The 12051-nt window shown below is 61.5% G+C and carries 12 protein-coding genes; 10 read left to right on the plus strand and 2 right to left on the minus strand.

Annotation, left to right across the window (positions count from 1 at the left end; translation table 11 throughout):
• Positions 1-403 precede the first annotated feature (403 nt).
• From A6M56_RS00795 to A6M56_RS00820, 6 genes are all read left to right on the plus strand, one after another.
• On the plus strand, positions 404-628 hold the full coding sequence (locus tag A6M56_RS00795) for a hypothetical protein (RefSeq protein ID WP_004635200.1): 225 nt from the start codon (positions 404-406) through the stop codon (positions 626-628).
• A gap of 39 nt (positions 629-667) precedes the next feature.
• Complete coding sequence (locus A6M56_RS00800; RefSeq protein WP_004635198.1) at positions 668-1441, plus strand: outer membrane lipoprotein-sorting protein; 774 nt, start codon at positions 668-670, stop codon at positions 1439-1441.
• Positions 1438-2142 (plus strand): ABC transporter ATP-binding protein, encoded by a 705-nt coding sequence (locus A6M56_RS00805; RefSeq protein ID WP_004635197.1) that lies wholly within the window; start codon positions 1438-1440, stop codon positions 2140-2142. Before A6M56_RS00800 ends, A6M56_RS00805 begins: the two co-directional genes overlap by 4 nt.
• Positions 2139-4631 carry an ABC transporter permease gene (locus tag A6M56_RS00810; RefSeq protein ID WP_004635192.1) on the plus strand — a complete coding sequence of 831 codons (2493 nt, stop codon included), beginning with the start codon at positions 2139-2141 and terminating at the stop codon, positions 4629-4631. Before A6M56_RS00805 ends, A6M56_RS00810 begins: the two co-directional genes overlap by 4 nt.
• Positions 4624-5769, plus strand: a complete 1146-nt coding sequence (locus A6M56_RS00815; RefSeq protein ID WP_286757617.1) for a hypothetical protein — start codon at positions 4624-4626, stop codon at positions 5767-5769. The genes A6M56_RS00810 and A6M56_RS00815 overlap by 8 nt, the downstream gene beginning before the upstream one ends.
• Before the next feature lie 96 nt (positions 5770-5865).
• Positions 5866-7563, plus strand: coding sequence for an ABC1 kinase family protein (locus tag A6M56_RS00820; RefSeq protein WP_004635187.1), 1698 nt, complete (start codon positions 5866-5868; stop codon positions 7561-7563).
• Between the two features lie 50 nt (positions 7564-7613).
• Here A6M56_RS00820 and A6M56_RS00825 read toward each other — a convergent pair whose 3' ends face one another.
• The gene (locus tag A6M56_RS00825) at positions 7614-8798 is read right to left on the minus strand and encodes a methionine adenosyltransferase (RefSeq protein WP_004635185.1); all 1185 of its coding nucleotides are present in this window, start codon (positions 8796-8798) and stop codon (positions 7614-7616) included.
• 254 nt (positions 8799-9052) lie between these two features.
• On the opposite strand from A6M56_RS00825, the gene A6M56_RS00830 reads away from it, so the two are divergent.
• Genes A6M56_RS00830 through A6M56_RS00845 form a run of 4 tightly spaced genes read left to right on the plus strand, consistent with a single transcriptional unit; the run spans position 9053 to position 11582 of the window.
• Entirely contained in the window at positions 9053-9676 is a 624-nt protein-coding gene (locus tag A6M56_RS00830; RefSeq protein ID WP_004635183.1) for a LemA family protein, read from the plus strand.
• Positions 9673-10554 (plus strand): TPM domain-containing protein, encoded by an 882-nt coding sequence (locus A6M56_RS00835; protein WP_004635180.1) that lies wholly within the window; start codon positions 9673-9675, stop codon positions 10552-10554. The genes A6M56_RS00830 and A6M56_RS00835 overlap by 4 nt, the downstream gene beginning before the upstream one ends.
• A complete protein-coding gene (locus A6M56_RS00840) occupies positions 10554-11054 on the plus strand; it encodes a TPM domain-containing protein (RefSeq protein ID WP_004635178.1) in 501 nt (166 codons plus the stop codon). The genes A6M56_RS00835 and A6M56_RS00840 overlap by 1 nt, the downstream gene beginning before the upstream one ends.
• A gap of 51 nt (positions 11055-11105) precedes the next feature.
• Positions 11106-11582, plus strand: a complete 477-nt coding sequence (locus A6M56_RS00845; protein WP_009241694.1) for a hypothetical protein — start codon at positions 11106-11108, stop codon at positions 11580-11582.
• Between the two features lie 156 nt (positions 11583-11738).
• Here the strand turns inward: A6M56_RS00845 and A6M56_RS00850 are convergent, their stop codons facing one another.
• Entirely contained in the window at positions 11739-11987 is a 249-nt protein-coding gene (locus A6M56_RS00850; RefSeq protein ID WP_004635173.1) for a hypothetical protein, read from the minus strand.
• Positions 11988-12051 lie beyond the last annotated feature (64 nt).

Here is a 12051-nt window from a genome sequence, read left to right on the forward strand (position 1 = left end):
GGATAGCGACCGTGGCTTGATCCATGTCAAGCCGGATCGGCGCTCCATGTCTCATTTCACCCAGCCAATAGCAGGATGTTTGGTCTCGTACGCCATGCCCCAATGCTCTTGGGCAGGGGCGGTGGGTGCGGGGATGGTTTCCATGAGCGGGGTATCGGCAGTCTGCCAACTGCTTCCCGATGGGAAGCTGACCGGAAGGTGACTTTTCTGTCATGCATTCCAGTTGCTTGATCTTCAGGTGCATGTTTCTGGCACATGGGGGCTGAAATGGCGACGGGTAAGCTATTACCTGCTACGCAATTGGATCGAATATGCCTTGATCCAGGTAAAGCGATGCCGCCCATAAAGGTGTAACGTGAATTGTGCTTGGGGTTACACCTTGGGTTTCACGAGGAGGTGCACGATGATGGTTCACGGGTTCGACATGGCCGGCTATGGTCTCGCTCACTGGATCACGTTTGCCGTCATGGCGGTGGTATTGCTGTATCCCATCGGCCGAATCCTGATGCGGATCGGGTTGTCGCCTTTTTGGGCCATTCTGGTGCTGGTGCCATTCTTCAACCTGATCGGGCTTTGGGTGCTGGCATTTGTCGAATGGCCACGGCAAGGGTCTGGCCGTCCTGGCTAGTCGGATGCCATGAAATCGTTCAGCTGCCCGGATGGCACCATGGTTCGCAAGGCCATTCCCTCTCTGGTGTCCGCGTGCCTTGTGGCGTTTGCTGCCGCATGCATGGTGGGTGGGGCTTGGGCTGAGGAACCAGACGGCCGCACGCTCGTCGATCGCGTCGATACCCTGCTGTGGGGCAAGACGCTGCAAGGCGAGTTCCAGATGACGATCACCACACCGCGCTGGCAGCGCGCGCTTGACCTGCGCGCCTGGATGGAGCGGCCGCGGCGCTCGTTCATCCGCGTTCTGGCGCCGGCCAAGGAGGCCGGTATTGGGTCGCTGCGTATCGGCTCGGAGATGTGGAACTACCTGCCCAACATCGAGCGCACCATCAAGATTCCGCCGTCGATGATGCTGCAGCCCTGGATGGGCTCCGACTTCACCAACGACGACTTGGTCAAGCAAAGCAGCGCCGTGGATGACTACACGCATCGGGTTCTCCGCACGGAGGTGCTGAACGGCGCCGCGTCTTACGTGATTGAATCGATTCCCAAGCCGGATGCCGCCGTCGTGTGGGGAAAGATTCTCTACTGGATTCGGCAAGCGGATACGATTCCGCTCAAGCAGTATTACTACAACGAGCGCAACGAACTGGTGCGGGTCCTGACGTTCTCCGACGTTGGCCCGATGGGTGGCCGCACCATTCCGACCAAATGGGAAATGCGCCCCGTGAATGATCCAGGCCACGCAACCGTGATCGTCGTCAAGGCCGCGCGCTACGACCAGCCGATTGACGACGAACGCTTTACGCAGCGCAATCTGCAAAAGCCATGAATGCTGCAGCCGATACAGTCGTCAAGCTCGTAGGTGTCTCCAGGCTGTATCGGCAAGGTGCCAGCGTCGTGCATGCGCTGCAGCATATCAATCTGGAAATCCGCAAAGGCGACTTTGCGGTGCTGGTAGGGCCGTCCGGCTCGGGCAAGACAACGCTCCTGAACGTGATCGGTGGCTTGGACTCACCCACCGAAGGCCATGTCTGGGTCGACGGCAGCGAGATCGGGACACTGGGTAAAGCCGCGCTTTCGGACATCCGCTTGCGCAAGATCGGCTTCGTCTTCCAGGAGTTCAATCTGATTCCCGTTCTTTCCGCGCTAGAAAACGTGGAATTCGTGATGCTGTTGCAGGGGGTGCCAGAGATGCAGCGCCGGGACCGCGCCATGACGCTGCTCAAGGAACTGGGATTGGAAGGGATGGAGCACAGGCGTCCGCAGCAACTCTCCGGTGGGCAGCAGCAGCGCGTGGCGGTGGCGCGCGCCATCGCGGCCGAGCCGATCATCGTGCTGCCCGATGAGCCGACCGCCAATCTGGATTCCAAAGCCGGCGCCGCGCTCATGGACATGATGAAGGCCATGAATGAACGGCGCGGCGTGACGTTCGTGTTCTCCACCCACGACCCGATGGTGGTCGAACGCGCGCGGCGGGTCATTCGCCTGCGTGACGGCCGGATCGAAGCCGATGAGCGCCGACCGCCATGATGCTGCTGCCACTCGCCGTGCGCAATGTGCTGCGCAACCGCAGGCGTTCCGCCATCACCATCTCGTCGATCGCCATCGGCCTAGCGGCGATGATCTTCAACTGGGGATTCACCGCTGGCATGAACCGCGAGATGGTCGAGAACACCACGCGGTATTTCGCCGGCGATGCGCAGGTGCATCTCAAGGGCTACCACGACGATCCGATCCTTGATCTCGCCATGCCAGACTCGGCCCCCATCCTGCATGCCGTGCGCAACGAGGCTGGGGTGGCAGCCGCCAGCATCCGCCTGGAAACCAAAGCGCTGGCCAGCCGGGGCGACAAGTCGCGCGGCCTCATGCTCGTCGGCGTCGAGCCGGCAGACGAGGCGCAGGTGACGATGCTCTCGGACGCCATCGTGGCCGGGCAGCCGCTGACGACCGGCGCGCCCGGCGTGCTGATCGGGGAGATGCTTGCTGAAGCGCTCGCGGTGCGGCCCGGGCAGAACATCGTGTTCGTGGGGCAGGGCTACGACGGCTCGATATCGAGCGGAAAGTATCCGGTGCGCGGCATCTTCCGCAGCAAGATCGACGATCTCGACGGCTACGTCGCCGTGATGCCGCTGCCTGTTGTGCGGGAGTTTCTCTCCGCGCCCGGTGGCGCCACCGCCATCGCCCTGCGGCTGCGCGAGCGCTCGCGCCTGGAGCCGGTCAGCGCGGGGCTCGCCGAGCGCCTGGGAGATCGTTACGAAGTCGTGGGGTGGCCACGGCTGCTACCGATGGTAGCGGTCAGTTCGCGCTTTCACGAGGTCACGACCTACGTGGTGCTGTTGGTGTTCTTCGTGGTGGTCGTCTTCGCGGTGGCGAATCCTGTGCTGATGTCCGTGATGGAGCGCACGCGCGAATTCGGCATCATGCTTGCCGTCGGCATGAGCCGCACGCGCGTGCTTCGGCTGGTCCTGTATGAATCGATCCTTCTGGGCATCGTTGGCCTGATCGTCGGCAACGCCGTCGGCTGGACAGTGACGGCGTATTTCGCGCGCGCGGGTATCCATCTGCACGGTTTTGAAGCCGGGCTGCGCACGATGCCCGGGCTGTCCGACGTCGTCTATCCGGTGGTGAGCGCCGAGCGTGGCGTCGTGCTGTCAGTGGCGGTCTTCGTCATTGCCGGGCTGGCGGCACTGTATCCCGCTGCCAAGGCCGTGCAGTTGCGGCCCATCGAGGCGATTCGCGGGCTACCCGCTGCCATGCGGGTGTCGTCACGAAACACGGGCGATTCCCGCTTGCCGGTGTTCGTGCTGCTCGCACTGCGCAACCTGCTGCGCAATCCACGCCGCACGGCCCTCATGGCCGCAGGCGCTGCCTTCGGCATCGTGGGCTTTGTCTTCATCCTGGGGTTTTTCGACGGATTCTTCGACCAGACGATCGAGAACTCCACGCGTTATCTGACGGGGCACATCCAGGTCGAACGCAAGGGCTTTCGCAAGGATTATGCCCCCGAGCTTGCCATCGACGATGCCGTCTCGCTGCTGCAAGCCGTCCGGGGCACGCCTGGCGTGATTGCGGCTGCGCCGCGCACCCAGGTCCAGGCGTTGGCCAGCACGGCCTCGAAATCCGAAGGCATCATGCTCATCGGCATCGATCCGGTGGCGGAGGCTAAGGTCACGTTCATTTCCCGCACGGTTGTCCAGGGACGGGCGCTCATACCTGGCGCCGATCGCGAAGTCATGATTGGCCGCAGGCTCGCCGACAAGCTCGGTGTCCGCCTGGGCGAGAAGATCGTCGTCATGGCCCAGGCCGCCAACGGCGAGCTCGGCACGGCAGCCTACGGGGTGGGGGGCATTTTCTCGACGGAAAGTGCCAGTTTCGATGGCGCATTTGCTTTTGTCACGCTGCCAGCGGCGCAGTCGTTGCTTGCGCTCGGTTCACGCGTTTCCACCATCAATGTCCGGCTGGAGGATCGCGCGCACGTGTCCGCTGCCGTTGCCCTGCTACGCGCGCGTATCGGTGGCACCGACGTGACGCTGATACCGTGGCAGGAACTCTTGCCGCAGCTCGAAGACATGGTCCGGCTCCTGCGCGTGGTGAGCAGTATCATCCTGGCGGTGCTGCTTCTGGTGATTACCACGTCGGTCATCAATACCGTGTTCATGGCCGTCACCGAGCGCACGCGCGAGTTTGGCGTGATGCTGGCGCTTGGCACGTCGCCCGCCGCCTTGAGGCGCATGGTCGTATATGAGTCCATCGCCTTGCTGTTGATCGCGTCTGCCGTCGGGTATGGCGCCGGCATTGCGCTGGTGCTGTATCTTGGGCATGCCGGTATGGACCTGTCGAGCTTCTTCGCCGGATATTCCGCCATCCCCGGGTTGACCGGCATCGTTTATCCGCGCATTTTCGGTGCGACGGTGGTCCCGCCGGGTATTGCGCTGTTGATTGCCGGCGTGCTGGTTTCGCTCTATCCCGCGGCCAAGGCGGCGCGGCTCGATCCAGTGCAAGCGATACGCCATGTTTAAGCAAGCCGTGCCGTTCGGACTTCTGGCGGCTCTGGCCTTCGGAGCCTCGGCGCAGGAGACGTCGCAGTCCGGGTTGAAATTTTCCGGTTACTACAAGAGCTTGCTGGAGGAATCGGAAACCATCGTGCCCGGCGGGCAACGCTATCTGCTCGATCTCAATCGCCTGCGGCTGCAGTTGCAGGGCAAGCTCTCCGAGCACGTCGCCGTGGATCTGCAGTACGACAACGAATTGCTGTTCGGCAGCTACCTGCACACCGCACAGTTCGCAAGCCAGAGCAGTCTCGCGCCGGATCAGTACCTGGATCTCGACGGCAATTACCTGCGTGGCGGCTCGTACTACGGCCAGCACCGGCTGTATCGCGGCAACGTCACCCTGTCATCGGGCGACACCGATGTGCGCATCGGGCGGCAGCGCATCGCATGGGGAACGGGCCGTTTCTGGAGCCCGCTCGACCTGCTGAACCCCCTGAACCCGACTGCCATCGAGCGCGAGGAGCGCGTGGGTGTCGACGCGGTGCTGGCCGAGCACAAGCTGGGGCCCATCTCCCGCATCAGCGCTGTGTACGCGCCGGGGCACGGTGGCGCGGACTCCAGCGCGGCATTCAATTGGCACGCCAACACGCATGGCGTGGACTATTCCATTGTCGGCGGGCGCTTCGGCAATGAGCAGGTCGCCGGCTTCGATCTCGCGGGGCAGATCGGCACGGCGGGCATTCGTGGTGAGTTCACGCAAGTGCGTGCCAAGACTGGCTCGACCTATCAACGTGCCGTTCTCGCGCTCGATTATGCGTTTGCGAACACGCTCACGCTTAGCGCCGAGCTCTACTACAACGGCGCCGGCACGACCAATGCCGCCGCGTACGATTTCACGTTGCTGTTGACCGGCAAGATTCGCAGCGTTGCCAAGCACTATGCTGGTGGCTACATGAGCTACGAAATCACGCCGCTGCTCAAGTGGGAGGGCTATGTGGTGGTCAATTTGGACGACCATAGCCGTTTCGTTTCGCCCCTGCTGACCTATTCGATCAAGACGAATCTCGACTGGCAGATCGGCGCCCAGTTCTTTATGGGCAGCAGTGGCAGTGAGTTTGGACATTTCCATCACATCTACTACACGCAGATACAGTGGTTCTTCTAAAACGATAGTGCTTGCCGGCTGTCGACGTCCGGAAAGCTGGGCTCGGATGCGTGCATGGCGCGGCAATGGGGAAGGTGGGCAACGAGGAGAAGGAACATGGGCGTCATAACGCATGCGAATCCCGAACCAGCGGTGCGCGAGCGGGTGCCCGCTGAACTGCCACGGCTCTTGTACATCCTGCGCGCATTGGCCGGGGCAGGGTGGGCGCATTATGTGGAGCGGCTACGGATTGGCCGTGACGCACTCGAAGCTTCAGTTGAGGCGGTGCAAGCGACCGATCAGGATGCAAAGCGGCTGAGAGCTACGCTCGAAGGGCTGGGGCCCGCGTTCGTCAAGTTTGGCCAGCTTCTGAGCCTGCGGCGCGATATGTTGCCGGAGGTCTATATCGAGGAGCTGCAACGGCTCCAGGATGATGTCGCTGTTTTCCCTGGCGAGCAGGCGCGTGAGATTGTCGAGCGTGAACTGGGCAAATCCGTTCACGCGTTGTTCACCAGTTTCGATGAGACGCCCCTGGCTGCCGCGTCGATCGGCCAGGTCCATACGGCGCAGTTGATTGACGGCACCAGCGTGGTGGTCAAGGTGCAGCGCCCCGGCATCGAGCCCATCATTCATGCCGATGTCAGGATCATGCGCTTCTTGGCCCGTCAACTGGAGCGGTATGTGCCGGAGAGTCGCCGATTTGGCCCGGGCGATCTGGTGGAAGAGTTTGCCCGGCTCATCAACGAAGAATTGGACTATCAAGTCGAGGCGCGCAACGGCGATCTCCTGAGGGAGAATTTGCAGGATGATAAGCACGTCTTCGTGCCCCGCATCTTTTGGGAGCAGACCAGCCGACGTGTCTTGACCATGGAGCGCAGTTTCGGCAAGAAGCTTACGCATATTCCGTCGTCCGAACAGGAGAGCCGACGGCGCGTGGCGCAGGCGCTGATGGCATCGTTCTTGAAGCAGGTCTTCGAGGACGGCTTCTTTCACGGCGACCCGCATCCGGGCAACGTATTTTTGCTGGAGGACGGCCGGCTTTGCTTTCATGACTTTGGCATCATGGGACGGCTGTCCGCCTATGATCAGGAAGCCTTGGCCCAGTTGATTCTCGCCGTCAGTTCCGGCGAGGTGTCATGGATGGTGGATGCCTATTTCGAGATGGGGGTGGCGACCGAGGGGGTGGATCGTGAGGCATTTACCCGCGATGCTTCGCAGGCACTTGACGCATACTACGAAGCCGCCGGGAAAGGCTATTCGTTCGGCGAAATTGTCCGCCAGTTTGCGCTGCTCAGCCAGCGCCATCGGATCAAACTGCCGCGCCAGTTTCTGCTGGTCTCGAAAGCGTTCATGCTGGTCGAATCGCAAGCGTTGACGCTCGCCCCGGACTTCAACGCACTCGCGTCCTTGCGGGAATATGCGCCGCATTTGCTCGGCCGCAAACTATTGCAGGGGGCGAATGTACAGACCGAGTTCAGCAGGGGATTCCGCACCTTGCGCGCGCTGCATCACGCCGCCGCCTTGCTGCCCGACATTCTGAACCGCACGGTGGAGGCGCTCAGCAGCGGTAAGGCGACGCTGCATATCAAACACGACCAGTTGCAAGGATTGGAAGCGCATATCGACCGTGCAAGCAACCGGCTGAGCTTGAGCTTGATTATTGCGAGCGTCGTGATTGGCTCCTCAATCGTCATGGCGTTCCACAGCGGTCCGCACTATGCGGGCATTCCAGTGCTGGGGCTTCTGGGTTTCGTCGTCGCCAGCGTGATGGGCCTCGCTTGGGCGGTTGCGATCCTGCGATCAGGAAAGTTCTAGAGGCGCCGCTACAAGCAATGGGGCCTCGAAAGCAACGATGCAGCGCTCCGCTAAAAGACGGCGATGGCACCCGTGGCCAACTCCCGTATCAGCGCTGGAAGCGCCGCCAAATGCTGCGCGGTCAGCTCGCGAACTTGCCGCTGCCGCGCAGCGGAGAACCCACCCGCCGCTGCAAGGTCGATCGCCACCAACTGAGGCTGGTCGACCGGGTGGCCGATTGCCGAGAGCAGCCTGACCGTCACTTCATCCACGCCTTCGATGTCGGCATGAATGCTCGCCGCCAATCGATGTGCCAGCACGTTGTAGAGCTTGCCGACATGCGCGGCCGGATTCTTTCCCGCTGCCGCTTCCAATGACATCGGGCGGTACGGCGTGATCAAGCCGTTGACGCGATTGCCGCGGCCGACCTCGCCATCGTCGCCGTGCTCCGCACTTAACCCGGTCACGGTCAGGTAAATTCCGCTCTCGTCAAGCGTAGCTGGGTCATCCAGGGTGTTGATCCCGATATGGCACGCCGTCGGCAGACACCCAGCCAGGTACGCTGCCAATCGGCCCTTGAGTGTGAAATAGTCTTCAATACTTCCCACGTCTCGGTCGACGAGTGCGAGCGCCACGGTAAGGCCGAAGTGCGCGCCCAGCCGGTGCCCCATGATCTTAAAATCCGCCCCAGCCGCATCAAAGGCGCTGCGAAATTCGTTGGAGCGCAGGACGCGCGCAGCGCAAAGGACCGTGTCTTCGAGTCGGGAGCGGGGTGCGTACCCGACGCCGAAGGAGGTGTCGTTGGCCAGCGGAAGCGCCGCCTGCTGGATAACACGCTGAAGATTCGGCGCCGAAGGCCTCAAAACAAGCTCGATGCCGATGTCATTGCCTGCCTTTCCCAAGGTTGCCACCAGGTATTCGCGGATGGATTGCTCGACGAGTGACGTGGCCGAAGCCGACGGCAACTCGGTCACGGGGCCGCAGACGATCAGCCGCGCGGGACGCAGAACTTTGCCGCCGCCGAACCGTGGCTGGCTGATGCCTCCGATTAACAGCGCCTTATCCAGGTTGAAGTGCTGAATCGCTCCGTATGCTTGCAGATAGGCTCGGGATAGGGCGCAGGCTGCCGCCTCGACGGCGCCATCGCACAGGCTGTCCGGATGGCCGAAGCCCTTGTGCTCGGCAATTTCGGTTTGTGTGGCTTCCAGCGTCGACGTGGTCGAGATGGAGAGTGCAATTTCGCCGACAGTCCGCATGATAAGACGCTCCTGCCCAAATCCGATTGGGTCATTCTATTCACTGGCAGTCCAGTTTGGTATTAAGACCGTCCCCTCGGGGGTCGCGATTGTGGGCCTTGAGCGACATCAACAAATTCGCCGCCCGAGTGACTAGCATGGAAACAGGACACCCGGAGCGGCATGGGCTCTTGTGTGGCAGGAACGGCATGGTTGGCCCATGCGCGGTGTTCCCATGCCTCCGGGGCTAAGAATCTCGAAAATGGAGGTGTCTGATGCGAGCAGCATGGTCAGTCGTTGTTGCGGTAATTTTGGCAATCAGCCTCTCGGGGTGCGGCTATAACACCATTCAAGCGCAGGATGAACAGGTCAAGGCAGGCTGGTCTGAAGTCGTGAACCAATACCAGCGGCGCGCCGACCTGGTACCGAACCTGGTCAACACGGTCAAGGGTTACGCAAGTCATGAGAAAGAGGTGTTGACGGAGGTGACTGAGGCTCGCGCGCGTGTCGGCGCCATCCAAGCCTCGCCTGCGTTGCTCAATGATCCGCAGGCGTTTGCCCGATTCCAGTCGGCGCAGCAGCAGTTGACCGGATCGCTGTCCCGACTCCTTGCCGTGTCGGAGAACTACCCGCAGTTGAAGGCAGATGCTGGGTTTCGCGATCTGCAAGCACAGCTTGAGGGGACCGAGAACCGGATCACCATTGCACGAAATCGGTACATCCAATCGGTACAGAGCTACAACGTGACCGTGCGCTCATTTCCATCGAATCTGACCGCGAAGGCCTTCGGCTATCAGGAGAAGCCCAATTTCACCGTTGCCAACGAGACGGCCATTGCCAAGCCGCCCCAGGTGGAATTCGGTTCGCCGTCCGCCAGTGCGCCGGGGAGCTCCAAGTGAACCTCCTCAAAATCGCGCGTGGCTTGCTTGTGGCAGCGGCTGCGCTCGTCTCTTTTGGGGCGGTTGCCGAAGTTGCCGTGCCACCCTTGACGGCGCGGGTGACTGACCAGACCGGCACACTCACGCCTGGGCAACTAGCAGAGCTAGAACAGACGCTGCAAGCCTTCGAAAACAAAAAGGGCGTGCAGATCGCTGTACTGATCGTGCCCAGCACACTGCCCGAAGCCATCGAACAGTATTCGCTGCGCGTGGTCGAGCAATGGAAGTTGGGGCGAAAGCGCGTCGACGACGGCGCACTGCTGATCATCGCTAAAGACGACCGCACACTTCGCATTGAAGTCGGGTACGGGTTGGAAGGTGTCCTAACCGATGCGACAAGCAAGCGCATCATTAGCGAAGTCATCTCGCCGCGGTTCAAGACTGGCGATTTTTATGGCGGCGTGAAAGACGGTGTTCAGAGTATGCAAGCCGTGATTGAGGGTGAAGCACTGCCGCCCCCCTCACGGTCGACGCGCGACGGAGGCGTATCCGTTCGGTCCTATATGCCTGTCATTCTGGTGTTGACGTTGGTGTTTGGCGGCGCGCTGCGAGACTTCCTTGGCCGTTTTCCGGGGGCGGTTGCAGCGGGCGGCGCCGTCGCCCTAGTCGCTTGGTTGCTTTCGGGCGCCATTTTTGTCGCGTTTACGGCGGGAGTGATCGCGCTCATCTATACGCTATTGGGTCCGGGCATGGTTGGGCACGGAGGCTCTTGGTCTACAGGCTCACGCTCGGGCCGCGGGGGATTCGGCGGTGGCAGCGGCGGTTTCGGCGGTGGCAGCGGCGGTTTCGGTGGAGGCGGCGGTGGTTTCGGTGGTGGTGGTGCCTCGGGAAAATGGTGATGGAAAACATCAAGCGAATTCTTTCCCATCTACTGACGACGCACTGGCGCGTCAGGCGAGCGTTCCCGCGCAAGGCGATGCGGGCCATCGGGCAAGCGATCGCTCAAAGCGAGTCGTCCCATGTCGGGCATCTGTGCTTTGCCGTGGAAGGCGCGTTGAGCTTCTCTGCGCTATGGAAGGGGGTGACGGCGCGGGAACGGGCTCTTGAAGTCTTTTCGCAACTGCGTGTGTGGGACACAGAGCAGAACAACGGCGTCCTGATTTATCTATTGCTGGCGGACCGCAGTGTCGAGATCGTTGCCGACCGTGGCATTCACGCGCGGGTTGGTGCTCAAGGATGGCAGGCGATCTGCAGCCAGATGGAAGCCGCGTGTCGGCGCGCCGAATATGAGCGCGGTGTGATCGACGGGATACGATCCATCACGCTGCGCCTGACGCAGCATTTCCCGGCGCGCGACCGGCGCGAGCAGAGGTTGCCCGGCAAGCCGGTCATCCTGTGAAGACGCAGAAATCTCTGTTTGATATTTGCGAAGTCGCGGTAGGAGGTGAATATGTTGTCTCTGCGCTCATTTGTTCCCTACGCTGCGGTGATTTGTGTCTTGGCGCTGCCGTCGGTGGAAACGCTCGCGCAAGCGCGGCTCGAACGTGAGGGCGTCGTCCTCTACTGGGGGTTGATTCCCGCCGCCATCGCCTCGGAAAGGCTCGACTTGGAGGAGTCGCATGGCGCACCTTCACCGGGAGGCGGCCGCCCTCACCACTTGCTAGTGGCGTTGTTTCGTGCCGACGGCTCCCGTATCACAGATGCCGTGGTGCGTGCGCAACTCAAGGAAGTCGGGATCGTTGATTCGCCGCCGAAGTATCTGACGCCCATGGTTATCAACGGCCAGGTTTCCTACGGCCAGGTGTTCACCTCGGTGCTGAGTGGGCGCGTGTATTTCCGCGTACTGGTGAAACTTGTTGACCGAACGAATGACATCGAATATCGGATTTCGGTCTCGCCTCCGCACATCGGCGGAAGTGAACCTTGATACCGGATGGAGCATGGCCGATACTGTGCCGACCAATGCATCTCGGCGGATTCGCCAAGCCTGTAAGACGATGATTGGACGTCGAAAAGGTCAGCAGCGACCAAGACCTGTCAACTCAGGTTGAGGGCCATGATCGCGTAGACATTTCGTAATGCCTCAACTCGACGAGCCACCGGTGGCCGGATAGCGCGTGTCGCCCGTCCATGCGCCGTCCGAGTAGATCTCAAACTTTCCAGCCTTGGCGCCATCAGTGTACGGATCGCGCGCGTCAGCAGCCCGCGCCCCGTCGGTGTAGACGTCGCGCTGAGCGAGGGCCCCGTTGCTGGAGGTTGCTGCGCTGGAAATGTTCGCGCCGAGAGAAATCAGCGCGGCTGCGATCAAGACGGTCTTCTTGGTGTGGTTCATTGCATTCTCCTGAAGTGGTTGGACTCAAAGGACTTGCTATGGGAGCCACTATAAGAATCCGCCC

The sequence above is a fragment of the Ralstonia sp. RL genome, from assembly GCF_001683835.1.
In the GTDB taxonomy this organism is placed as follows: Bacteria; Pseudomonadota; Gammaproteobacteria; order Burkholderiales; family Burkholderiaceae; genus Ralstonia; species Ralstonia mannitolilytica.